21 protein-coding genes are annotated in these 24774 nt (G+C 63.7%); 11 read left to right on the top strand and 10 right to left on the bottom strand.

The genetic code is table 11. The features are described from left to right. Positions 1–135: 135 nt before the first annotated feature. From DQ230_RS09575 to DQ230_RS09535, 9 genes are all read left to right on the top strand, one after another. Positions 136–1344, top strand: coding sequence for an aminopeptidase P family protein (locus DQ230_RS09575; RefSeq protein WP_113912372.1), 1209 nt, complete (start codon positions 136–138; stop codon positions 1342–1344). A gap of 136 nt (positions 1345–1480) precedes the next feature. Further along, positions 1481–1747: a hypothetical protein gene (locus DQ230_RS09570; RefSeq protein WP_113912371.1), complete on the top strand. Its 267-nt coding sequence runs from the start codon at positions 1481–1483 to the stop codon at positions 1745–1747. Between the two features lie 10 nt (positions 1748–1757). After that, complete coding sequence (locus DQ230_RS09565) at positions 1758–2339, top strand: DUF1523 family protein (protein WP_113912370.1); 582 nt, start codon at positions 1758–1760, stop codon at positions 2337–2339. Positions 2340–2429: 90 nt separating this feature from the next. Further along, complete coding sequence (pdxR, locus tag DQ230_RS09560) at positions 2430–3887, top strand: MocR-like pyridoxine biosynthesis transcription factor PdxR (protein WP_113912369.1); 1458 nt, start codon at positions 2430–2432, stop codon at positions 3885–3887. A gap of 81 nt (positions 3888–3968) precedes the next feature. Further along, positions 3969–6812, top strand: coding sequence for a molybdopterin oxidoreductase family protein (locus DQ230_RS09555; protein WP_113912368.1), 2844 nt, complete (start codon positions 3969–3971; stop codon positions 6810–6812). Between the two features lie 91 nt (positions 6813–6903). Further along, positions 6904–7650: a 4Fe-4S dicluster domain-containing protein gene (locus DQ230_RS09550; protein WP_113912367.1), complete on the top strand. Its 747-nt coding sequence runs from the start codon at positions 6904–6906 to the stop codon at positions 7648–7650. 1 nt (position 7651) lies between these two features. After that, positions 7652–8530 carry a dimethyl sulfoxide reductase anchor subunit family protein gene (locus DQ230_RS09545; protein ID WP_113912366.1) on the top strand — a complete coding sequence of 293 codons (879 nt, stop codon included), beginning with the start codon at positions 7652–7654 and terminating at the stop codon, positions 8528–8530. Beyond that, complete coding sequence (locus DQ230_RS09540; protein WP_113912365.1) at positions 8527–9684, top strand: trans-sulfuration enzyme family protein; 1158 nt, start codon at positions 8527–8529, stop codon at positions 9682–9684. Before DQ230_RS09545 ends, DQ230_RS09540 begins: the two co-directional genes overlap by 4 nt. Positions 9685–9788: 104 nt before the next feature. Further along, on the top strand, positions 9789–10799 hold the full coding sequence (locus DQ230_RS09535) for a PAS domain-containing protein (protein WP_113912364.1): 1011 nt from the start codon (positions 9789–9791) through the stop codon (positions 10797–10799). Here the strand turns inward: DQ230_RS09535 and DQ230_RS09530 are convergent. The 5 genes from DQ230_RS09530 to dapF all read right to left on the bottom strand — a co-directional run bounded on the left by DQ230_RS09530 (position 10796) and on the right by dapF (position 14711). Beyond that, the gene (locus DQ230_RS09530; RefSeq protein ID WP_238987481.1) at positions 10796–11485 is read right to left on the bottom strand and encodes an amino acid ABC transporter permease; all 690 of its coding nucleotides are present in this window, start codon (positions 11483–11485) and stop codon (positions 10796–10798) included. The two genes, DQ230_RS09535 and DQ230_RS09530, sit on opposite strands and share 4 nt — an antisense overlap. 12 nt (positions 11486–11497) lie before the next feature. Further along, positions 11498–12190 (bottom strand): amino acid ABC transporter permease, encoded by a 693-nt coding sequence (locus DQ230_RS09525; RefSeq protein WP_113912363.1) that lies wholly within the window; start codon positions 12188–12190, stop codon positions 11498–11500. Between the two features lie 77 nt (positions 12191–12267). Further along, complete coding sequence (locus DQ230_RS09520) at positions 12268–13065, bottom strand: transporter substrate-binding domain-containing protein (protein WP_203228038.1); 798 nt, start codon at positions 13063–13065, stop codon at positions 12268–12270. A 27-nt stretch (positions 13066–13092) separates the two neighbouring features. Next, positions 13093–13842, bottom strand: a complete 750-nt coding sequence (locus tag DQ230_RS09515) for an ATP-binding cassette domain-containing protein (protein WP_338050510.1) — start codon at positions 13840–13842, stop codon at positions 13093–13095. After that, positions 13839–14711, bottom strand: a complete 873-nt coding sequence (gene dapF / locus DQ230_RS09510) for a diaminopimelate epimerase (protein ID WP_113912361.1) — start codon at positions 14709–14711, stop codon at positions 13839–13841. Before dapF ends, DQ230_RS09515 begins: the two co-directional genes overlap by 4 nt. Before the next feature lie 247 nt (positions 14712–14958). Here dapF and DQ230_RS09505 point away from each other — a divergent pair, with 247 nt between their 5' ends. Both DQ230_RS09505 and rpsA read left to right on the top strand, forming a co-directional pair. Beyond that, positions 14959–15570: a (d)CMP kinase gene (locus DQ230_RS09505; protein WP_113912360.1), complete on the top strand. Its 612-nt coding sequence runs from the start codon at positions 14959–14961 to the stop codon at positions 15568–15570. A 210-nt stretch (positions 15571–15780) separates the two neighbouring features. Beyond that, positions 15781–17463, top strand: a complete 1683-nt coding sequence (gene rpsA / locus DQ230_RS09500) for a 30S ribosomal protein S1 (protein ID WP_113912359.1) — start codon at positions 15781–15783, stop codon at positions 17461–17463. Positions 17464–17538: 75 nt separating this feature from the next. On the opposite strand, the gene DQ230_RS09495 is transcribed toward rpsA, so the two are convergent. The 5 genes from DQ230_RS09495 to DQ230_RS09475 all read right to left on the bottom strand — a co-directional run bounded on the left by DQ230_RS09495 (position 17539) and on the right by DQ230_RS09475 (position 24741). Next, positions 17539–18459 (bottom strand): calcium/sodium antiporter, encoded by a 921-nt coding sequence (locus DQ230_RS09495; protein WP_113912358.1) that lies wholly within the window; start codon positions 18457–18459, stop codon positions 17539–17541. Positions 18460–18673: 214 nt separating this feature from the next. After that, positions 18674–21679 (bottom strand): isoleucine--tRNA ligase, encoded by a 3006-nt coding sequence (ileS, locus tag DQ230_RS09490; RefSeq protein ID WP_113912357.1) that lies wholly within the window; start codon positions 21677–21679, stop codon positions 18674–18676. Between the two features lie 181 nt (positions 21680–21860). After that, positions 21861–22862 (bottom strand): YcjF family protein, encoded by a 1002-nt coding sequence (locus tag DQ230_RS09485; RefSeq protein WP_113912356.1) that lies wholly within the window; start codon positions 22860–22862, stop codon positions 21861–21863. After that, positions 22859–23317 carry a GNAT family N-acetyltransferase gene (locus DQ230_RS09480; RefSeq protein WP_238987480.1) on the bottom strand — a complete coding sequence of 153 codons (459 nt, stop codon included), beginning with the start codon at positions 23315–23317 and terminating at the stop codon, positions 22859–22861. The genes DQ230_RS09485 and DQ230_RS09480 overlap by 4 nt, the downstream gene beginning before the upstream one ends. Next, positions 23314–24741 carry a YcjX family GTP-binding protein gene (locus tag DQ230_RS09475; protein ID WP_113912354.1) on the bottom strand — a complete coding sequence of 476 codons (1428 nt, stop codon included), beginning with the start codon at positions 24739–24741 and terminating at the stop codon, positions 23314–23316. The genes DQ230_RS09480 and DQ230_RS09475 overlap by 4 nt, the downstream gene beginning before the upstream one ends. Positions 24742–24774: the final 33 nt, after the last annotated feature.

Genomic DNA, 24774 nt, shown 5'->3' with positions numbered 1-24774 from the left:
TATCTTGCCAGAATCCTTGCAATCGGCAACAACAGTCTCAGGTCGGAGCGGTGGCGCCGCTCACCCGATTCGGGTCAGGCCACATAGTCCAACAGTCCTGAACGCCGGGACCTTTCTTATTCTAGGAGGGTCGAAATGACTGAACGTCCAGAAATGTATCGCTTCCATAACGGCGAAAAAGCACCGCTTCAATTTGACGGCGCCGAGTATGACGAACGCCTGAAGAAATTGCGCGCGCGCATGTCCGATCTGGGTGTCGACGTGGCCGTGTTCACCTCGATGCACAATATCGCCTATTATTCCGGTTTCCTCTATTGCGCCTTTGGCCGCCCCTACGGTCTGGTTGTCACCGCCGATCAGGACGTGACCATTTCCGCCGGCATCGACGCGGGCCAGCCGTGGCGCCGCAGCCATGGTGACAACATCACCTATACCGACTGGCAGCGCGACAATTATTGGCGCGCGATCCTGTCCGTTTGCGGCGAAGGCAAGGTTGTGGGCTACGAGGCCGACCACCTGACGCTGCTGCAAAAATCCAAGATGGACAGTTTCCTCAAGCCGTCCAAATCGGTCGATATCGCGCCCACCACCATGGTGCAGCGGATGCACAAAAGCCAGGCCGAGCTGGATCTGATCCGCCGCTGCTGCAAGGTGGCAGACGTGGGCGGCTACGCCATCAAGGACGCGATCAAGGTCGGCACGCGCGAAATTGACGTGGCCATCGCAGGCCGCGACGCGATGGAGCTGGAGATCGCCAAGGAATTCCCCGATGCGGAATATCGCGACACGTGGGTCTGGTTCCAGTCGGGCATCAACACCGACGGCGCGCATAACCCCGTCACCGCGCGCAAGCTGGAGCATGGCGATATCCTGTCGCTGAACACCTTCCCGATGATCTCCAGCTACTATGTCGCGCTGGAGCGGACGATGTTCGTCGGCGAGGTCGATGATGCGTCGCTGAAGGTCTGGGAGACGAACATTGCCGCGCATGAATACGGCATGAGCCTGCTCAAGCCCGGCGTTTCCTGTGCCGAAGTCACGCACAAGATCAACGACTTCCTCGAAGAGCGCCAGATGCTGCAATACCGCACCTTCGGCTATGGCCACAGCTTCGGTATCCTGTCGCACTACTATGGCCGCGAGGCGGGTCTGGAGCTGCGCGAGGATATCGACACAGTGCTGGAGCCCGGCATGGTCATCTCGATGGAGCCGATGCTGACCATCGCCGACGATCAGCCCGGCGCCGGCGGCTACCGCGAGCATGACGTTCTGATCATCACCGAGGACGGCAACGAGGACATCACCGGCTATCCCTACGGCCCGGATTTCAACGTCGTCGGCTAAGGCCGCATTTGGTTGACTATGAGGAGGGCGGCCTGCATTTGGCCGCCCTTTTTCCGTTCGCCCGCCGGCACTTGACGTTTCCATGTCCCGCCAATTCGCAGTAACATGACAAAAGCGAACAAACGGCGGAGACAAGGTGCTGGCCCTGCTTCAACTTATTGCCATTGGCGGCGCGATCCTGACGGTAATTTATATCGCGCTGTCGCTATGGTCGCGGCGGATGCGGCGCGCTAAGCTGGGGCGCGAGTGGCAGGATACCGGGCGGCCCGGCGACAGGCACGACTTTGTCGAGGCCGGATTGAAAGAATATGACGGATCGGTGCGACGAAAACTGATCTGGGGCGTTTACGTTGTACCGGCCGTTCTTGTGGGGACGATTATTTATCTGACGAATTTCAAGTGAGGGGGCCTGAATGGTCTACATAAAATGGGTTTTCTGGAGCATCTTTTGGGGGATCGTGGTCGCGTTCCTGCATTACACTTTGCCACAGCACGATATCGCGCGCATCACCGACACTTATGAACAGCGCATTGATTTCGGGGAAAACTCGATTTTCTGGGCCCATTCCAGCAGCGGTAACGCCGCAGCACCGGCAAACCGGGACGTTCTGTTCATTCAGGCGTTTCGCACCAATGACAAGCCGATGATTTACCGAAACGAGGATACCGGCTGGGGCTGGCCGCCCTATTTCAAGTTCGACACATCGAACCTTCAGGCCGAGGCGTCTGACCTGATTTCCAAGCGCAGCGCGGAAACGCCGCAATGGGTGTCAATCAGGCATTACGGCTGGCGCAACGAATTCCTGTCGATCTTTCCAAACGCGATCTCGGTCAAGCCCGTCGCAGGACCGGACGTGCGGATCATCCCATGGCTGAACATCGTCATCCTGACGCTGTTGGCCGCGTTGGCCTGGGGCATCTGGGCGCGCTGGCGCAAATTCTGGGCCCGCCGGGAGACGCGCAAATATGACGAATACACCGACGGCTGGGGTTAGGCGGCCGGACTCAGGTTTTTCGCGAAAAACCTCGGGCGCCCTGCATCCGGCCAGATTGCGCAGCTGATAGGTCCAGTCTAGCATCAGCGCATGGCAATCCCGGTCGAGACCTTCTTCCTTGGCCCCGAGGGGGCAGGCACGCTTCAGGCGCGCATCCAGCAGATGATCGCCGAAGGCATCCTGTCGGGCCGCTATGCCAAGGGTGAACGCCTGCCATCCTCGCGCAGCCTTGCCGCACATCTGGGCGTCAGCCGCATGACCGTGACGCTGGCCTATGCCGACCTTCTGGCCAATGATTATCTGGAGGCGCGCCAGCGGTCCGGCTACTACATCTCGGCCACCGCGCCCGAGCCGCCGCGCTTTGCCTCGCGCCCGCCCGCCACAAGCAGCATCGACTGGTCCCGCGCATTGGGGCGGCGCTATACCGGCGGCGCTACACCCGAGCGGCCGTTGAACTGGGCCGACTACCCCTATCCGTTTCTATACGGCCAGACCGACCCGAAGCTGTTCGATCACGCCAACTGGCGGCACTGCGCGATGCGCGCATTGGGCACGCGGGATTTCCATGCGCAGGCCACCGATTATTACGATCAGGACGATCCGCAACTGATTGAGTTCATCGCCCGCCATACGCTGCCCCGGCGCGGTATATTGGCCGAGCCGGATGAGATCCTCGTGACGATGGGCGCGCAAAACGCCCTGTGGCTGACCGCGCAAGTGCTGCTGACCCAGCGGCGCACGGCGGTGGTCGAGGATCCCTGTTATCACGGCTTGCGCGATATCCTGACGCAATCGCGCTGTCATACCGCCGCCGTGCCGGTGGATGCGCGCGGCCTGCCGCCCGACCTGCTGCCCGACCACGCCGATGTGATTTTCACCACGCCCAGCCACCAGTGCCCGACCAATGCCACCATGCCGATGGCGCGCCGCCGCGCGCTGCTGTCAAAGGCGCGGGACATGGAGGCGCTGATTGTCGAGGATGATTACGAATTTGAAATGGCGTTCCTGAACGCGCCATCCCCATCGTTGAAATCGCTGGATCGGGACGGGCGGGTGATTTACGTGGGCAGCTTTTCCAAGTCGATCTTTCCTGGCTTGCGCCTTGGTTATCTTGTTGGCCCGCGCCCGTTCATCCGCGAGGCGCGCGCGCTGCGCGCCAGCGTTCTGCGCCATCCGCCCGGCCTGATGCAGCGCACGGCGGCGTATTTCCTCAGCCTTGGTCATTATGACAGCCTGATCCGGCGCATGTCCCGCGCCTATGCCGAGCGCCGCCGCGTGATGGAGGCCGCATTGGCGCAGCACGGCCTGACCGTGGCCGGGCGCGGCGTGCATGGCGGATCGTCGATCTGGATGCGCGCGCCCGAGGGTGTGGATATGGGCGCCGTCGCCCTGACGCTGCGCCGCCAAGGCGTGCTGATAGAGCCCGGCGCGTCGTTTTTCCACGGCGATGCACCGCCGCGCAACTACTACCGCCTTGCCTATTCCTCGATCCCGTCGGAGCGGATCGGCGCGGGCCTCGCCCTGATCGCGGATGCACTGCCAGATTAAAGGTGACAGGAACCAAATTCTGTTTACTTTGGCAGGTATAGAACCTGTTTCCGCCCGAACTGCTGGAAAGGCCCGCCTGCCGTGCCACATCGTCAGCCCGATCTTGACCTGTCGCCGCCCGTCTCGGACGAGGTGCGCCGCACGACCTGCTACATGTGCGCCTGCCGCTGCGGCATCAACGTGCATATGAAGGTCGGCCCCGATGGCAGGAAAAAGGTCGCCTATATCGAGGGCAACCGCGACCACCCGGTGAACAAGGGCGTGCTGTGCGCCAAGGGCAGCGCCGGCATCATGCAGCACAATTCCCCCGCCCGCCTGCGCGCGCCCCTGCGCCGCTCCGGCCCGCGCGGATCGGGCGAATTCGAGGAAATCAGCTGGGACGAGGCGCTGGACCTTGCAACGGGCTGGCTGGCGCCCCTGCGCGCCACGGCTCCCGAAAAGCTGGCGTTCTTCACCGGGCGCGACCAGTCGCAAAGCTTCACCAGCTACTGGGCGCAGAATTTCGGCACGCCGAATTATGCGGCGCATGGCGGTTTCTGCTCGGTCAACATGGCGGCGGCGGGCATCTACACGATGGGCGGCGCGTTCTGGGAATTCGGCACGCCCGACTGGGACCATACCAAGCTGTTCATGCTGTTCGGCGTGGCCGAGGACCATGACAGCAACCCGATCAAGATGGGCATCGCGCGGCTGAAGGCGCGCGGCGCGCGGATCATCGGGGTCAACCCCATCCGCAGCGGCTATAACGCGGTCGCCGATGATTGGGTCGGCATCACGCCGGGCACAGATGGCCTGTTCATCCTCAGCCTCGTCCATGAGCTGATGAAGGCGGGCAAGATCGACGTGGATTACCTGTCGCGCTACACCAACGCGCCTGTGCTGGTAAACGGCGACCCCAAATCGCCCGAACATGGTCTGTTTTTGCGCGACGAGGGCGGCAAACCACTGGTCATCGACCGCAACACCGGCAAGCTGGCGGCGTTTGACACCAAGGGCATCCGCCCTGACCTGCACGCCACTCACAGCGCGGACGGGATCACGCACCGACCCGTCATGCACCTCATGGCCGAGCGATACCTTGACCCGCAATACGCCCCCGAAGCCGTGGCCGAGCGTTGTGGCCTGACAGCGCCGAGGATCAAGGCAATCGCCGCCGAGCTGGCCCGCGTCGCCTTTGACGAGGCGATCACGTTGGACCGCGCATGGACCGATTTTCGCGGCGAGACACACCAGACCATGACGGGCCGCCCGGTCAGCTTTCACGCCATGCGCGGAATTTCCGCCCATTCCAATGGCTTCCAGACCTGCCGCGCGCTTCATATGCTGCAAATCCTCTTGGGCAGCGTCGAGGTGCCCGGCGGCATGCGCTTCAAGCCGCCAGATCCCAAACCGGTCAGCGCCCATCCCAAACCCCACTCGCGCAGCGCGCCTGATACGCCTCTGGACGGCCCACATCTGGGCTATGTCACCGGCCCCGATGATCTGTGCCTCAAGGACGATGGCAGCCCAGCGCGCATCGACAAAGCGTTCACATGGGAAAACCCGCTGTCGGCCCACGGCCTGATGCATATGGTGATCTCGAACGCCCATGCGGGCGATCCCTACAGGATCGACACGCTGTTCCTGTACATGGCGAACATGGCGTGGAATTCGTCGATGAACGTCGGCGGCGTGACAAACATGCTGACCGACACCGACGAAAACGGCGACTATGTCATCCCCCGCATCATCTATTCGGATGCCTATAGCAGCGAAATGGTCGCTTATGCCGACCTGATCCTGCCCGACACCACCTATCTGGAGCGGTTCGATTGCATCTCCCTGCTCGACCGCCCGATCAGCGAGCCGGACGCCGCCGCCGACGCGATCCGCTGGCCGGTGGTCACGCCCGACCGCGATGTGCGCGGCTTCCAGTCGGTGATGTGCGAGCTGGGCGCGCGGCTGAACCTGCCGGGTTTCGTGGCCGAGGATGGCGGCCAGAAATACGCCGACTACGCCGATTACATCACCCACCACCAGCGCAAGCCGGGCATCGGCCCGCTGGCGGGCTGGCGCATGGGCGAGCACGGCGTCACCCACGGGCGCGGCGCGCCAAACCCGGCGCAGCTGGACCGCTACATCGAAAACGGCAGCTTCTGCGCGCAGCCTATCCCCGAGGATGCGCAATATTACAAACCCTGGAATATGGCCTATCAGGATTGGGCAGTAAAAATCGGCATCTTCGACAGGCCGCAGCCCTATATCTTTGATCTCTACACAGAGCCCCTGCGCCGGTTCCAACTGGCGGCCGAGGGGCAGGGCGCCCGCCAGCCCCCCGATCACTTGCGCGAACAGATCAAGGCCACGATGGACCCGCTCCCCATCTGGTATCCCCCGCTGGAGGACGGCCATGTGGATGAGGCCGAATATCCCCTTCACGCCCTGACGCAGCGCCCGATGGCGATGTATCACTCATGGGGCGGACAGAATGCATGGCTGCGCCAGATTCACGGTCATAACCCGCTCTACCTGCCGACGAACCTGTTTGAAAAACACGGCTTTGCCGATGGCGACTGGGCGCGCGTCACCTCCGCCCATGGCGAAATGACCGTTCCGGTGGCCCATATGGCCGCACTTAATCCGCACACCGTCTGGACATGGAACGCCATTGGCAAGCGCAAGGGCGCCTGGGCGCTCAAAAACGGCGCCCCCGAGGCGACCCGCGGCTTCATACTGAATCACCTCATCCACGAACGGCTGCCGCCCCGCGGCGACGGGCTGCGCTGGGCCAATTCCGATCCGATCACGGGCCAGGCCGCCTGGTTCGATCTGCGCGTAAAGATCGAAAAAGTGCCCGCCCCGGATCAGTCGCATCCCGCCCTGCCGCGCCTCGCCTCCCCGGTCGGCCACGGTCCGGACGCCCTAAGATGGCAAATCCGAAAATGACCCATCCCATCTTTCTTTTTGCCAAAAATATCCCGGGGTCCGGGGCAGCGCCCCGGTCCTGCCCGAAATACAAACGCAATCGGACGCTATCATGACTGCCCTTCCCACCAGCACCCAGCGCAAGCTTGGCCTTGTGATTGACCTCGATACCTGCGTCGGCTGTCATGCTTGCGTCATTTCCTGCAAGGGCTGGAATACCGAAAACTACGGCGCGCCGCTCAGCGATCAACAGCCCTACGGCGCGGACCCTTCCGGCACGTTCCTGAACCGCGTCCACAGCTACGAGGTGCAGCCCGAAAGCGCCCCCGCCCAACTGGTCCATTTCCCCAAATCCTGCCTGCATTGCGAGGATGCGCCCTGCGTCACCGTCTGCCCCACCGGCGCCAGCTACAAGCGCAGCGAGGACGGCATCGTTCTGGTGAACGAGGCCGACTGCATCGGCTGCGGCCTCTGCGCCTGGGCCTGCCCATATGGCGCGCGCGAGATGGACGCGGCCGAGGGCGTGATGAAGAAATGCACCCTCTGCGTTGACCGCATCTATAACGAAAACCTGCCCGAAGAGGACCGCATCCCCGCCTGTGTGCGCACCTGCCCGGCGGGTGCGCGTCATTTCGGCGATTTTGCCGATCCGGATAGTCATGTCAGCAAGCTTACGACCGAACGCGGCGGATTTGACCTGATGCCCGAGCAGGGCACAAAGCCGGTCAACAAATACCTGCCGCCGCGCCCGCGCGACACACTTGGTCAGATCGATGTGCTGGCCCCGCTCCTTCAGCCTTCGGCGGACCAGCCCAAGGGGTTTGTGGCGTGGCTGGATCGCGCGCTGGGGGCGCTCTGACATGCACCCGGCGCCGTCTGTCATCCTGTTCACCACGCTGTCGGGCCTTGGCTTTGGCCTGCTGATCTGGCTGGGCCTGGGGCTGCTGGCACCCACCGGATGGGTCGCGTTCGCCTTTTTCGTCGTTGCCTATCTGCTGGCGGTGGGCGGGCTGCTGGCGTCGGTGTTTCACCTTGGCCACCCGGAACGCGCGCCAAAGGCGTTTACCCAGTGGCGCACCAGCTGGCTGAGCCGCGAGGCGTGGCTGTCTGTCGCGGCGCTGATCGTCATGGCGATTTATGGCGCGGGGCTGGTGTTCTGGGGCGCGGTCTGGGCGCCGCTGGGCTGGCTGGGCGCGGGGCTGTGTGCGGGCACCGTGCTGGCCACCTCGATGATCTACACCCAGATGAAACCGGTGCCGCGCTGGCGCACTTGGCTGACCCCGGCATTATTCCTTGCGCTGTCGCTGGGCGGCGGCGCGCTGCTGGCGGGGCAGGGGACGCTGGCGCTGATCCTGCTAGCCATCGCCGCAATCGTGCAAATCGCATGGTGGCTGCGCGGTGACGGCGCATTCGGGCGCGCGGGAACAACCCTCTCGACCGCGACCGGGCTGGGCCATATCGGCGCGCCGCGCAGCTTCGAGCCGCCGCATACCGGCAGCAATTACCTGACGCGCGAATTCATCCACGTGGTCGGGCGCCGCCACGCGCAAAAACTGCGCGCCATCGCCTTCCTGCTGGGCTATGTCCTACCGATCCTGCTGTTGCTGGGCCTGCCGTTTGCGCATATTGCGGCGGCGCTGGCGGTGCTTTGCCATATCGCCGGTATCCTTGCCTCCCGCTGGCTGTTCTTTGCCGAGGCAGAGCATGTCGTCGGCCTGTATTACGGAAAACGCCCATGACAATCCGTCCGAACCGCCCGCTGTCCCCGGCCACCCGGCTGGCCCAGGCGTTGCACCATGTCGAGGAGCGGACAGGCGCCCTTGCGCCGCCGATTCAGCCGTCCTCAACCTATGCGCGCGGCGCCGATTACGCGCCGCGCCAGCCCTATATTTACCGCCGCGACAGTAACGAGACGACGGACCACGCCGAGGCGATCATCGCCGATCTGGAGGGGGCCGCGGCCACCTTGCTGTTTGCATCGGGCATGTCGGCGGCCTGTGCGGTGCTGGAGGCGCTGCCCCCCGGCGCGCATGTGGTCGCGCCCGGCGTGATGTATCACGGCGTTTTGCAGCAGATGCAGCACCACCATGCCACTGGTCGGCTGTCGATCAGCCACTACCCGGCGGGCGATCTGGACGCGATGCAGGCGGCCATGCGCCCCGGCCAGACCGCATTGGTCTGGGTCGAGACGCCGAACAACCCGGACTGGACCGTGACCGATATCGCAGCCGCCGCTGGCATCGCGCAGGGGGCTGGCGCGCGGCTTATCACCGACTGCACCGCCACGCCGCCCTGCTGCACCCGCGCGCTGGAACTGGGCGCCGATATTTCCTTTCATTCGGCGACGAAATACCTGAACGGCCATTCGGATGTGACGGCCGGCGCGCTGTCGGTGCGCGATACAGGCGCGCTGTGGGATGCGATCGCGAAGATGCGCACCTTGCAGGGGACGGTTTTGCACAGTTTCGACGCATGGCTGCTGATCCGGGGCATGCGCACCCTGATGCTGCGGGTGGCGCGGCAGACAGAAAATGCGCTGGCCATCGCGCGCCATTTCGAGGGGCATGACCTGCTGCAATCGGTCCTGTACCCCGGTCTGCCCTCGCATCCCGGACATGCGGTCGCGGCGCGCCAGACCGATGGCATGTTCGGCGGTATGCTGTCGATCATCACCAAGGGTAACGCGCAAACGGCGATTGATACCGCCCGCGCCTGCCGCCTGTTCTATCCGGCCACGTCGCTGGGCGGGGTCGAAAGCCTGATTGAACATCGCAAAACGGTGTCCGGCCCCGGCTTTGACGTGCATGCGAACCTTCTGCGCCTGTCTGTCGGAATTGAGGATGCGCAGGATCTGATCGACGATCTGGAACAGGCCCTGCGCGCTGCTGTGTAGCGGACCGAGGAACAAAATGGGGCCATCGGCGTTTGGCTGTGCTTGCCTCCCCGCGCAAGCATGGAATATAAGTGTGCGACTGGTAACCAAGCGAGTTATTTGCAATGTCACTCGACCTCAAGGATGTCGTCAGCCTGTCCCCGGACAGTCTGCGCCGCAATGATGTGTTTGCGCATGCAATCCGCCACAGCCGCTTGCCCTTGTGCATTTCCGATCCGACGCTGCCGGACGAGCCGATCGTGTTTGCCAATCAGGCTTTTTGCGATCTGACCGGCTATGACGAGGACGACTTTATCGGGCGCAACTGCCGTTTCCTGCAAGGGCCCGAGACGACGCGCGAAAGTGTCGAGGCGATTCGTGCCGCGCTGGACAGTAACGAGGTGACGATGGTCGAGATCGTCAATTATCGCAAAGACGGCCAGAAATTTATCAACGCACTGCAAATCGGCCCGGTTCTGGACGATGAGGGGCAGTTGATTTTTCGCTTTGGCTCGCAAATGGACATCTCCAGCGCCCGCGAGGCCGAGCGCAAGGCCGCCGCGCTGCGCACCTCTGAATTGCTGCACAGGCTGAAAAACATCGTCAACGTCATGTCCGTCGTGATCAAGATGACGGGCCGCACCGAAACCGACCCAGAGGAATACAGTGAAAAAGTGATCGCGCGGCTGGTCGCCCTGGGCCAGACGCATTTCGACACCATGACCGACGAGGCCCCGAAAGCACTGGAGTTTGAGCATCTGGCGCGCACCCTGCTTCTGGCCTATGCGCCCTTGGGCGAACGGCAGGTGCATTTCAGCGGCCCCGAGGTGACGCTGTCGGGCGGCATGGTCACGTCCCTGACGCTGCTGCTGCACGAATTGGCGACAAACGCGGTCAAACACGGCAGCCTTGGCGCGGTTCAGGGCCGCGTCGATTTGTCGTGGCGCGTGTCGGAGCAAGGCGAATTTCACATGATCTGGGAAGAGCGCGGCGGCCCCGAAGTGGAAACGCCCGAACGTGAAAGCGGTGCAGGGATTGTCGAAAACCTGGTGCGCGCCTCGGATGGCGCCCTGCATTTTGACTGGCAGGCCGATGGGCTGATTGTCACGCTGGATCTGCCGATGGAAGACGCTTAGGTATCGACGCCGCCGGTACTGCCGAATTTACCCTCGGCCCATTTCGACAGGCGCAGCATCGGGTAGCAATAGACAAAATAGAAGACGGCAATCAGGCTGTAGATGAACATGATGTCGCCCGGCATCCGCATGATTGCCACCTCGCCCTGACGGGTCAGCTCGGATATGCCGATGACGGACAGGACCGCCGTGCTTTTGATGACAATCACATAGATGCTGGCCATGGGCGGGATCGTCAGTTTCAGCGCCTGCGGGATGACGATATGGCGATAGGTCTGCGCGCGCGTCATGCCGGTGGACCGCGCCGCCTCGGCCTGGCCCTTCGGCACGGCGTTGATGGCGGCGGCCACGATTTCCGTTACATAGCTGGACGTGTAGAGCGACAGCGACACGATGGCCGCCGTATAGCTGTCAAACGACAGCCAGGCGATGCCGGTCGCGGGCAGCACGAAATAAACAATGTAGAGCTGCACCAGATAGGGCGATCCGCGCAGAAGGTGCAGGTAGAGGTTGATCACCCCGTTCAGCACCCGGACCCCGGTGGTTTTTGCCACGCCTAGCACGAACCCGATCAGCGACCCGATGGTGATCGCAATGATCGAGATTTGAAACGTCAGCCACAGCCCCTTGAGCATAAAGGGGTACAACTGGACGACAATGTCCCATTTGTCAGTGATCCATTCCACGCGCGGCCCCCTTCAATTCGCCTGCCAGGCGCTGCCGCCCAGACGGTTCTGGACGATGCCCGACAGCACCAGCATCATGGCGTAGATCCCCAGATAGCAGATGGCGACGGTGACATAGCTTTCGGTTGCGACCACCGTTTCGGAAAACATCAGCAGGCCCGCGCCCAAGAGCTCGAACACCGCGATAATGCTGAGCAGGGAGGTGTCCTTGATCAGCACGGCAGTCTGGCCCAGCAGGGGCGGCATCACGTTGGCAATCGCCTGCGGCAGCGTGATGTGCCGCATTGTCTGGCGCGGTGTCATGCCGACCGACAGGGCGCCCTCGATCTGCCCCCGCGCGACCGAGCCGATGCCGGCGCGAATGATCTCACCCATGTAAGGCGAGGTGTGCAGCGTCAGCGCGACAATGCCCGACTGCACCTCGTCAAACAGCATTCCTGCGGGCATGATCGTCGGCAGGCCGTAGTAAACCAGATAGATCTGGACCAGCAGAGGCGTCGAGCGGATGAACTGGATATAGCCCGCCACCGGGCGCCACAGCAGCGGATTTTTCGACATACGCGCCAGCGCCAGCATCGTGCCGAAGATCAGCGACAGCACAAGGCACACGGCGGAAATCCACAGCGTTTGCCAGATGCCTTGGGCGAAAACCTCGGCATATTCCGACACCAGCCGGAAATTGAAGTAATTTTGAAGCCACATCATGGGCGGGGGGCGGCCTTGCGTGTCAGGTCAGATTGCATATCGGCAGGGCAGGGGCGCGATGCCCCTGCCCAAGATCATCACTTGTGATCGGCTTCCCAATCGGTGGAATTCCACCAGTAGGCCACTTTTTCATCCAACCGTCCGTCAATGCGGATCAGGCGCATATAGTTATCAAGGCTGTTCAGCAGATGCACCGAATCCGGGCGCACGGCAAAGCCCAGCGGCTCGCGGTTCAACTCGCCCTCGATCTGCACCAGCCCGTCGATGGACGACATGAAGCCCGACAGCGTTGCCTTGTCCGTCACGCCGGCCGATGCGCGGCCCGACATGACCGCCTGAACCGCCTGCGCGGTGCCGCCGGAGAATTCCTTCAGCTCGGCGTCGGGCAGGAATTTGCGCGCGGCCGCCGCGTAGGAGGATGCCTGCGTCGCCGCCAGCGAAATATCCGGCGAATTCAGATCCTTCCAGCTGGAATAGCCATGCCCTTCCTTGGCAAAGGCCACCGTTTCGGCGAAGAACACCGGCTCGGTAAACATGATCTGCATGCTGCGCTGGGCGGTGGGCGTCATGTCGGCAGCGATGAAATCCGCCTTGCCCGAGGTCAGCGCCGGGATCAGGCCCTTCCAGTCGTAATCCTGCACGACCAGTTTGACGCCCATGTCGTCGGCCATCATCTGCGCCAGATCGACGGCCAGCCCGGTCCGCTCGCCATTCTTGTTGATAAAGCTGACGGGGGGGCCTTGGGTCTGCACGGCGATGGTAATCTCGCCGGTGCGCACGATCTTTTCCATCGTGGTTTCGGCCAGCGATACTGTGGCGGTTGCGGCCATGACAGCCCCGCCGATCAGCCCGGTGATCAGGGATTTCAGTTTCATTATCGTCTCCTCCTTGTTGTTGTTTATCTACAGGATCTGGCTAAGAAAGTCCTGCGCCCTGTCTGTCTGCGGATTGTCGAAAAACGCCGCCGGGGTGTTTTCCTCGATGATGGCGCCGCCGTCCATGAAAATGACCCGGTCCGCCGCCTCGCGCGCAAAACCCATCTCATGGGTGACCACGGCCATCGTCATGCCCTCGGCCGCCAGGGCGCGCATCTGCTCCAGCACGCCGCCCACGGTCTCGGGGTCCAGCGCTGATGTCGCCTCGTCAAACAGCATCACCTTGGGTTTCATCGCCAGGCTGCGCGCAATCGCGATCCGCTGCTGCTGCCCGCCCGACAGCATGACGGGATAGCTGGCCTCCTGATCCGGCAGGCCAACCTTTTTCAGCAGATCGCGCGCAATCGCCTCGGCCTCGGCGCGCTTGCGCTTGGCGACGATGATCTGCGGCAGAACGATATTTTCCAGCGCGGTCTTGTGCTGGAACAGGTTGAAATGCTGGAACACCATGCCGACCTCGGCGCGCAGGCGGTTGATGTCGGTTTTCTTCGACGTTACCTCGACCCCGTCGATCACGATCCGGCCCTCATCCACCGGCTGAAGCCCGTTCAGCGCGCGCAACAGCGTGGATTTACCCGACCCGGACGGGCCGATGATGACAACCACCTCGCCCCGGTCGATGGTCGCGGTGACATTGTCCAGCGCGCGCACATCCGCACGGCCTTTCATGTGGTAGGTCTTGCTGACCCCCTCGATGACGATCATCGGCTCGCTCATCTGGTCCTTTCCAAATCGCGGGGCAAATGGCCCCAGAAGGAATAGGCGACTGGCCCGGTCATCACCGCGCCGCCGTCCTCGCCCGTGTCTATCTGCACGGCACCTGCGCCCATCTCGACGCGCACGGCGCCCGGCCCGACCAGCCCGCGCAGTTGCGCGGCGCGAACGGCCACGCAGGCGCCAGTGCCGCAAGCTGCGGTTACCATGCCGGGCCGCTCATAGACCTGCAAGCGGATAAGTGCCGGTCCCAGCAGCTCGGCCAGCCCGACATTGACCTGCTCGGGAAAAAGCGGGTCGTTTTGCACCGGATGCGCCAGCGCGGCGACGTCCAGCGACGGCAGATCCCTGACAAAAAACGTCACATGCGGGTTGCCGATCCACGACGCCACCCCATGCGTCAGCGGCCCATGCACCAATGGCAGATCCAATGTGTCCACCGCGCGGGCCAGCCCGATCGCCTGCCAGTCATGCACGATCTGCCCCATTTGCACGCTGACCTCCATCGCGCCCGCACGGGCGCAGCGCAGCACACCTGACCCCGTCTCCAGCGTCACGGTATCTGTGCCGGCCTCCTCCAGCAGCAGCCACGCGACGCAGCGGGTGGCATTGCCGCAGGCACTCACCTCGCGCCCATCCACGTTGAGAATGCGCAGGGATGCGTCAGCGCGTGCCGATCGCCCGATCACCAGCAACTGATCCCCGCCGATGCCGGCCCCCACATCGCAGATATGCGCGATTTGCGCCGGCGTCGGGGCAAAGGGCGTATCGCGGCCGTCCATGATAACGAAATGGTTGCGCAAACCATGCATCTTGACGAACGGTCGCCCAGAGGGCGGAAAGATATCGCTCAAGGGGCGTTTCAATGTCATGCTGCCCTTCTTGATACCGTTAAGCTTGACATACCTTGGCCCAAGCAACGTACGCCGTGGTTATAATCGCGCCCCGCCGCCATAAAATCAACATTTGCGATCTGCAATGCACCCTATGGCTTTTCTTGGTGGAAATACCCAGGATCCTGCCCTCACCATTTGCACGAAACGCCGGTTAATCGCATCCACCGCTTGAGCCGCCGCGCCGCTTCCTTTACCGATATGTTCAGACAGCTTTGAGGCTTAGATGACATTCACAATCGCAATCGACGGACCGGCAGCGGCGGGCAAGGGGACGGTCGGGCGCCGTCTGGCGGCGCATTTCGGCTTTGCGCATCTGGATACGGGGCTGCTGTACCGGGCCACCGGGCGCCGCACGCTGGATGGCGTCGGCCCGGTCGAGGCGGCCCGCTCGCTTCAGCGGGCGGATCTGGACGCGCCCGATCTGCGCACGCCCGAGGTGGGCCAGGCCGCCAGCCGCGTCGCCGCAATCCCCGAAGTGCGGCAGGCACTGATCGACTTTCAGCGCGCCTTTGCCACACGGTCCGGCGGTGCGGTGCTGGATGGGCGCGACATCGGCACGGTGATTTGCCCCCATGCCGAGGTCAAGCTGTACGTGACCGCCACCGATGATGTCCGCGCGGCCCGGCGCATGACGGAACTGACCGGCGCCGGACATGATATCACCTTTCAGGAGGTGCTGGACGATCTGCGCCTGCGCGACGCCCGCGACAGCGCCCGCGCTGCCGCACCTCTCAAACCGGCAGACGACGCCATCTTGCTGGATACCTCGCGCCTGACGATCGAACAGGCCGTTGCCGCCGCGATCGCCGAGGTCGAGCGCGTCCAGCGCGGCTAGGCGCCCCGGCCCTTGTCAATCGGGCGTTGTTGGCCTATACGCGCGGCTGTCACCGTGGCGGTATCTGCCGCAAATCCGAAAGAATCGAGCAGGGCCTGCATCAACAGGGCCCTCTTTCGCTGTTTGCACATCGCCTGACCAACGAAACCCCAAGACCGGCGGAGACAACCGCACGGCCCGAAAAAACCGTATAAAGGAATCCGAGACCACATGGCTCAGAATACATCTATGGAAGAATTCGAAGCGCTTTTGAACGAAAGCTTCGAAATGGACACGCCCGACGAGGGTACAGTTGTCAAAGGCAAGGTCATCGCTGTCGAAGCGGGCCAGGCCATCATCGACGTCGGCTATAAAATGGAAGGCCGCGTCGATCTGAAAGAATTCGCAGATCCCGGCGAGCAGCCGAACATCAATGTCGGCGACGAAGTCGAAGTGTTCCTGCGCTCGGCCGAAAACGCGCGTGGCGAGGCTGTCATCAGCCGCGAAATGGCCCGCCGCGAGGAAGCATGGGACCGTCTGGAAAAAGCGTACGCCGCAGAAGAGCGCGTCGAAGGCGCGATCTTTGGCCGCGTCAAGGGTGGCTTCACCGTCGATCTGGGCGGCGCCGTTGCGTTCCTGCCCGGCTCTCAGGTTGATGTGCGCCCCGTGCGCGATGCCGGCCCCCTGATGGGCCTCAAGCAGCCGTTCCAGATCCTGAAAATGGACCGCCGCCGTGGCAATATCGTGGTATCGCGCCGTGCGATCCTGGAAGAGAGCCGCGCCGAGCAGCGCGCCGAAGTCATCGGTAACCTCACTGAGGGTCAGAACGTCGACGGCGTCGTCAAGAACATCACAGAATACGGCGCCTTCGTCGATCTGGGCGGTGTTGACGGCCTGCTGCACGTCACCGACATGGCATGGCGCCGCGTGAACCACCCGTCCGAGATCCTCGCCATCGGCGAGACGGTCAAGGTTCAGGTGATCAAGATCAACAAGGAAACGCACCGCATCTCCCTGGGCATGAAGCAGCTTCAGGAAGATCCGTGGGATATGGTCGCCGGCAAGTACCCGCTGGAATCCACCCACACGGGCCGCGTGACGAACATCACCGACTACGGTGCATTCGTCGAGCTGGAGCCGGGCGTCGAAGGTCTGGTTCACGTCAGCGAAATGTCCTGGACCAAGAAAAACGTGCATCCCGGCAAGATCGTCTCGACCAGCCAGGAAGTCGAAGTCATGGTTCTGGAAATCGACAGCGCCAAGCGTCGCGTGTCGCTGGGCCTCAAGCAGACCATGCGTAACCCGTGGGAAGTGTTTGCAGAAACTCATCCCGAGGGCACCGAGGTCGAGGGCGAGGTCAAGAACATCACCGAATTCGGTCTGTTCATCGGCCTCGAAGGCGAGATCGACGGCATGGTTCACCTCAGCGACATCAGCTGGGACGAGCGCGGCGAAGATGCGATCCAGAACTACCGCAAGGGCGACGTTGTTCAGGCGGTCGTGTCCGAGGTCGACACCGACAAGGAGCGTATCTCGCTCTCGATCAAGAACCTGGGCGGCGACAAGTTTGCCGAGGCGGTTGGCGGCGTGAAGCGCGGCGCGATCATCACGGTCACGGTCACCTCGATCGAGGATGGCGGGATCGAAGTGGAATATGAAGGCATGAAGTCTTTCATCCGCCGCTCCGACCTGAGCCGTGACCGTGCCGAACAGCGCCCCGAGCGGTTCTCGGTCGGTGACAAGGTGGACGCACGCGTCACCAATATCGACGCCAAGTCGCATCGTCTGGGCCTGTCGATCAAGGCACGCGAAATCGCCGAGGAAAAAGAGGCCGTGGAACAGTACGGTTCTTCCGCTTCCGGCGCATCGCTGGGCGACATTCTGGGCGCGGCGCTGAAGTCCGACAACGACTGATCGCGCGCCTGGCGTTGAAGAGTGAAGAAGGCCCCGCAGGTGACTGTGGGGCTTTTTGCATTGCGAAGGTCGCTGTCAGGCCTGCGCGGCAATGATATACGCCGCATAGGCCAACAGCAGCCCGGCCCCGACCGCGCGGCCAATCATCGGGCGCGTCAGCAGCAACACAGCCAGCAAGGCGGAGGCGGCGATGACCGCCGGCAGATCAAAGCTCAGAAACCGGCCGGCAACGGGGATGGGCGTGATGATGGCCGTCACACCGAGAATGCCCAGAATGTTGAAGATGTTCGAGCCGATGACATTGCCGATGGCGATTTCGGACTGTCGGCGGAAGGCGGCAATGATGGACGTGGCCAGTTCGGGCAGGGAGGTGCCGACAGCGACGATGCTGAGGCCGATAAACGCCTCGGACAAGCCATGGCTACGGGCGATGGCAACCGACCCTTCCACCAGAAAATGCGCACCGGTAAGCAATAGGATCAGCCCGCCGACGATCCACAGCGCCGCTGGCAGCACACGCATGACCGGCGCCGGAGCAGCGTCCGGACAGGCATCGGTGCCGGGGGCCAGATACGCCCACGCCAGATAGCAGACCAATCCGGCCACCAGACCCAGGCCGGCCAGATGGCCCACTTGCACCATGGCGAACAGGGGTAGCAAAATAACCGCGGCGGCAATCATCACGCCTGTGTCCCGCCGCACGGTGCCGGTGGGCGCGTTGATCGGCCAGATCAGTGCGGTCAGGCCGATGATGAGCAATATATTGGCAATGTTCGAGCCCAGCACATTGCCCAGCGCAATGTCCGGCGCGCCGCTGGGCGCCGCATTTACCGATATCAACAGTTCAGGTGTGGATGTGCCAAAGCCGACCACCGTCAGGCCGATCAGCAGCGGCGACAGGGCCATCCTGCGGGCCAGTCCGCTACTGCCGCGCACGAGCGCTTCGCCCCCGAAAAAGAGGCCGATCAGCCCCCCGAGAACGTATATGAAATCCATCGCCGTGGCTGCCTTGTCATGAGGTTTGTGTCACTGGCAGGTGTAGTGCGCGCAGGCGCCGCGCAAGTGCCTGAGAAGAATTTAAAACGGGGCCTCAGGATAGTTCTGGCGCTTGATTGCGCTGACATGCGTGCGACCAGAGGCCGGGGTCTTCTTGAATATTCACAGGCAGATGAAAGCCGGGCGCCGGTGTTGCGGCGCCCGGTGGTTCAGATCAGCCCAACGCGGCAGAGCAGCGCGCGCAGGTGCCGGGGTGGGCGTGGGTGCCCACGTCTGGCAGGATTTTCCAGCAGCGCTGGCATTTGTCGCCGGGCGCCTTGTGGAAGGTGACGCCGAAACCCTCGGCCTCGGGCAGGTGGAACGCGCCGTTTGCGGCGGCGCCTGCTGTCAGCGTCACCGCTGAGGTGATGCAGATATCCGCGAAGGGGACCGATTTCAGGGCGGCCAGCGTGGCCTCGTTTTCGACAAACACCTCGGGCGCGGCCTCAAGCGAGGAGCCGATGACCTTGTTCGTGCGCTCGATTTCCAGCGCGGCGGTGACGGCACGGCGCGCCTGACGGATGCCGGTCCATTTGCTGGCCAGCTGCGGGTTCAGCCATGTGGCCGGCGTTTCAGGAATGTCCTGAAGGTGCAGCGACGAGTCCGGTCCGGGGAACCGCTCCAGCCAGACCTCCTCCATGGTGAAGGCCATGACGGGGGCCAGCCATGTGGTCAGGCGGTGGAACAGCAAATCCAGCACGGTGCGCGCCGCGCGCCGTTCGATGCTGTCGCCGTCGCAATAGAGCACGTCCTTGCGCACGTCGAAATAGAAGGCCGACAGGTCCAGCGTGCAGAAGTTCAGCAGTGCCTGCGTGACGCCCTGGAAGTTGTAGGCGTCATAGCCGTCGCGCACGACCTTATCCAGTTCGGCCATGCGGTGCAGGACCCATTGTTCCAGCTCGGGCATGTCTTCGGCGGCGGTGCGGTCGGAGTCGTCGAAATGCGCCAGCGCGCCCAAGAGGTAGCGCATGGTGTTGCGCATCCGGCGGTAGCTGTCTGCGACGCCCTTGAGGATTTCCGGCCCGATGCGCAGATCGCCGGTATAGTCCGATTGCGCGACCCAGAGGCGCAGGATATCGGCGCCGTATTGCTTGGTCACGTCCTCGGGGGACACGGTGTTGCCGACCGATTTGGACATCTTGTTGCCCTTGGCGTCCAGCGTGAAGCCATGCGTCAGCACCCCGCGATAGGGGGCGCGGCCCATGGTGCCGCAGGCCTGAAGCATCGACGAATGGAACCAGCCGCGATGCTGGTCTGTGCCTTCAAGGTAGAGGTCCGCCAGCCCGTCCTCGGACCCGTCTTCGCGGTCGCGCAGCACGAAGGCGTGGGTCGAGCCGCTGTCGAACCAGACGTCGAGGATGTCGTCGACCTTGTCCCACTCATCGGGGTTGACGATGCCGGACAGGAAGCGGTCCTTGGCGCCATCCTTGTACCAGGCGTCGGCGCCCTCGGCCTCGAAGGCCGCGAGGATGCGGGCGTTGACGTCCTCATTGCGCAGCAGGAAATCGTCGTCGGTGGGCAACGCACCGCGCTTGGTGAAGCAGGTCAGCGGCACGCCCCATGCACGCTGGCGCGACAGCACCCAGTCGGGGCGGGCCTCGATCATGGAATAGAGGCGGTTGCGGCCCTTTTGCGGGGTCCATTTCACCAGGCTGTCGATAGAGGTCAGCGCGCGCTGGCGGATCGTCTTGCCGTAAGTGTCCTGCCCGTCGCCGACGGGGCGGTCGATGGCGGCGAACCATTGCGGCGTGTTGCGGAAGATGATCGGCGCCTTGGAGCGCCAGCTGTGCGGATAGCTGTGGGTGGTGCGGCCGCGCGCGATGATGCCGCCCGCCTCGACCAGTTTGTCGATGACGGCGGGGTTTGCCTTGCTTTCCTTGCCCTTGCGGTCGAACACCTGAAGGCCCGCGAAGAAGGGGACGTGCGGTAGGAATTCGGATTCCTGGCCGACGTTATGGGTCATCCGGTCGATCCAGCCGCGTTTGACGAAAGCCTCGTAGTCATCGGCGCCGTGGCTGGGCGCGGTGTGCACGAACCCGGTGCCGGCGTCGTCGGTGACATGGTCGCCGTCGATCATCGGCACGGGGTAATCCCAGAAGCCATCTGCGCCATCAAGGCCCGCGAACGGGTGGGCGCAAACCATTACGTCTAGAATTTCGTTGTAAACCGGCGCGACAGCGCTCCACTTCGTCACGCGGCTCTTTGTCAAAACCTCTTCGGCCAAGTTGTCGGCTATGATGAAGAGTTGTCCGACTTGAGTCCAACTTTCGTCCTCTGTCTGCTCTACCCTGAATACACTGTATTTTATATCGGGGTTGTAAGAGATCGCCTTATTGGAAGGTATTGTCCAAGGCGTCGTTGTCCAGATTACAACTGACGCGTCCATGAGGTTTTGGGTTTCAACTTCAGCACCTGTTCCAATAGAAAGATTGCCGCCTGCCGAGGAGGCTCCGCCCGCCAAGTTCGGATCGTTGATGAAAACACGTTCCGGCAGGCTTTTGATCTTAAACGCCACCCAGATCGCATGGCTCTTGTGATCGTGATATTCGATCTCGGCCTCGGCCAGCGCGGTTTTCTCCACGGGCGACCACATCACGGGCTTCGATCCTTGATAAAGCGTGCCGTTCATCAGGAACTTCTGGAACTCCTCCGCGATGATCCGCTCGGCACGGAAATCCATCGTCAGGTAGGGGGCTTCCCATTTGCCGGTGATGCCAAGGCGCTTGAATTCGGCGCGTTGGGTGTCCACCCAGCCACTTGCAAACCGGCGGCATTCCTGGCGGAAATCGACGACGTCGACCTCATCCTTGTTCTTGCCCTTGGCGCGGTACTGTTCCTCGATCTTCCATTCGATGGGCAGGCCGTGACAGTCCCAGCCGGGGATGTAGCGCGCGTCGCGGCCCATCATCTGCTGGCTGCGCACCACCATATCCTTGAGGATCTTGTTCAGCGCGTGGCCGATATGCAGGTGGCCGTTGGCGTAAGGAGGACCGTCATGCAGGGTGAAGGGCACCCGCGTGCCGGGGGTTGCGGCGGCCTTTTCGCGCAGGCGGTCGTAGATGCCGATCCGCTCCCAATGGGCCAGCCATTCCGGCTCGCGCTTGGGCAGGCCGGCGCGCATGGGGAAATCCGTTTGGGGCAGGTTCAGCGTGTCTTTGTATTCAGGTGTGTCGGCGCACATTGCGGGCGTCCTTTAGCTCGGGTGATTTTGGATATTCGAGGGGGCGGCGCGATCAGCTCGAACGCCTTTTCCCGGCGGCTCAGATGTCAGAGCGCCGGGCACGTAATTCGAATGACGATCGCAATAAGACGCATCATGGCGCGCTTATAAGGCGCGCATCGCGGCGCGTCCAGAGGGGCGTTCAGCTGGGGAACAACCCGCTGAGCGCGGTGGTCAGCAGGCGGCGCACCTTTGGCCGTTTGCCGGGGGAAAAGGGCAGCGGTCGGCAGACCTCCATCGCGGCCACGCCGACGCGGGCAGTCAGCGCGCCGTTCACCACGCCCTCGCCGAACCGGCGCGAGATTTTGGACAGAAGGCTGCCGCCCGCCACGCTTGATATCACGTCGTCGCCCACCGCGACGGCGCCGGTCGCGACCAGATGGGTCAGCACGGCGCGGGTCAGGCGCAGGCTGCCCAGCGTGCCGGAGCGGCCGCCGTAGATTTCGGCGATGCGGCGGATCATGCGGATATTGGCGCTGAGCGCGACGACGACATCGGCCAGCGCCAGCGGCACCAGCGCGGTGACGGCGGCGACCTGCCGCGCGGCGCCCTCCACCTGCCTTGCGGCGGCGGCGTCCAGCGGGGTCAGCAGCTCGGCCTCGGCCAGGGCCAGCAGGGCGGCGGCGTCGAATTGATCGCCGCGCCGTTCGGCCAGGTTTTCGCGGCCCCAGCGGGTGTCTTCGCGCGCGGCGTAGAGCCGGACCAGATCATCGGTCAGGCGGCGCGCGGCGGGCAGGTCATTGTCGGCCAGCGCGGTATCGGCGGCGCGGTGCAACGCGTCGATACGGCCCAGCCGGGCGAAGGCGGCGATTTCGCGGAAGGTGATGACCAGCAGGACGGCGATCAGCGCAATCATCAGCGCGGTGACGATATAGCCCAGCACCGGCACGCTGGCGATCAGGCCGGTGGCGAAATTCCACGCCGCCAGCGATATGGCCAGGCCAAGGACACTGCCCAGCAGCCCCCAGAACAGCCGGGCCAGCCGCGACGGGCGGCGCGCGGCCAGTGCGGCGACCGTCTGCATCGCGCGCCCCTCATGGGGTGGGGGCAGGTCGGGATCGGGGACCGGTGGCGCCTCGGACGGGGCGGCGCGGGGGGCGTCCTCTTCCAGATCGAACAGGATGGGGCCTTTGGGGCGGCTCATGTTTCGGCGCTCCTGTCATTGTGCCAGATCATGTGGATATCGGGCAGGTGTTCGTCATTTCCCGCGCCGCAACTGCGCGCGATCTCGGCAAAGCCGTGGGCGCGGTAGAAGGCGCGGGCCGGGGTATTGGCCTCGGCGACGAACAACTCCAGCCGGGGTTGGCCGCGTTTTGCCTCCTCCAGCAGGGTGCGGCCCATGCCGCGCCGCTGCGCGCGGGGATGCACATAGAGCGCATGCACCACAGCGCCGTCGCGCGCGATGAAGGCGGCCGGTCCGCGCCGGTCGCGCAGCATCCGCACCCAACCTGCGCGGGTGATCTGTGCCATGATGCGCAGATCGGTGCGGTAGGGCCGCACGCGCGGCAGCCACGGGGTGCGGTGGATGAACCCCCAGAGGATCGCGGCCATCTGCGGCACATGCCACAGGCGGGCGCGGGTGGGCCTTGCCGGTCTCACAGACGGTCGCCGATCAGGAACTGCGCCGCGCGGTCAAGGCGGATGTGGGGCGGGCCCATCCCCGGTTTCAGGCTGAGCGTTGCAGGCGCGAATTTCATGATGCGGTAGTCCTGATCCAGCCATGTCGCGTCCCCTTGCCGCGCGGCTGCGATCAGCGATGCGGGGCTATCAGGCAAGTCGCCGGGGTGGAACGCCGCCTGCCTGCCGCGGCTGCCGTCGGGATTCAGCAGCGTGCCGCGCACGCAGTCCAGCGGCGTGCCGCCGTGGTCGCGCGTCTCCTCGACCGTGGCGCGCAGGGACGCCAGCGCGATGGAGGCGGTCTGGGCGCCCTGAAAATCGGCGCGGCTGCGCGCCTCGGCCGTCAGCGCCTCCATGAAGGCGGTCAGCCGGGCGTGCTGGGTGTGATGCAGATGGTCTGCCTTGGTCGCGGCAAACAGGATCTTTTCCACCCGGCGCCCCATCAGCAGCCGGGTCAGGAACGCGTTGCGGCCCGGGCGGAAGGCCGAGAGGATCTCGGTCATTGTGTCCTGTAGGTCAGCCACGGCGGGCGGGCCTGCATGGATCGCCTCCAGCGCGTCGACCAGCACGATCTGGCGGTCGATCCGGGAAAAGTGATCGCGGAAAAAAGGTGCGACGATCTGGGATTTATAGGCGTCAAAGCGCCGCTCCATCTCCCGCCAGAGGCTGCGGCGACCGGGGCTGTCGGGCCGCGCGATGGGCGCGAAGGTCAGCGCGGGCGATCCGGCCATGTCGCCCGGCAGCAGAAAGCGCCCCGGCGCCACGCCCGAGAGGCCCAGTTTGCGCGCGGCGGCGAGATAGGCGGTGAAGGGGTCTGCCAATGCCTTGATCTGCGGTTCCTCCCACGCGGCGCCGGCATCAATGGTGCCTGCCTGCGCAAGGAAGGGCGCGGCGATGTCGCGGCGCTGCATGGTGGCGAGGGTGGCAGCGGACCAGTCGGCATAGGTTTTATCCATCAGCGCCAGGTCCAGCAGCCATTCGCCGGGATAATCGACAATGTCGATATGCACGGTGCGCGCGCCGGTGATCCCGGCCAGCATCCCGGCAGGACGCACGCGCAGGGACAGGCGCAGCTCGGATATGGTGCGTGTGCTTTGCGGCCAGTGCGGCGTGGGTGCGGTCAGCGCGGCAAGGTGCGATTCGAAGTCGAACCGTGGCACGGTATCATCGGGCTGCGGTTGCAGAAATGCGGCGGTAATGCGCCCCTCGCTGGCCGCCACCAGTCCGGGCATGCGCCCCCGCTCCAGCAGGTTTGCAATCAGCGAGGTGATGAACACCGTCTTGCCCGCCCGCGCAAGGCCGGTGACGCCGATGCGGATGACAGGCTCGAAAAACGTCTCGGACAGGGTGCCGGAGACCCGCTCGGCCCCGCGGGCCAGCCCGTCGGCCAGTGTCGAGATCACCAATGTGCTGCCCTTTCGTGAATACGTTGGCCCAGT

This window comes from Roseovarius dicentrarchi, assembly GCF_003316635.1.
Classification (GTDB): domain Bacteria; phylum Pseudomonadota; class Alphaproteobacteria; order Rhodobacterales; family Rhodobacteraceae; genus Roseovarius; species Roseovarius dicentrarchi.
Note: the sequence above shows the minus strand (reverse complement) of the source record. Positions and strands in the feature narration are given on the sequence as shown.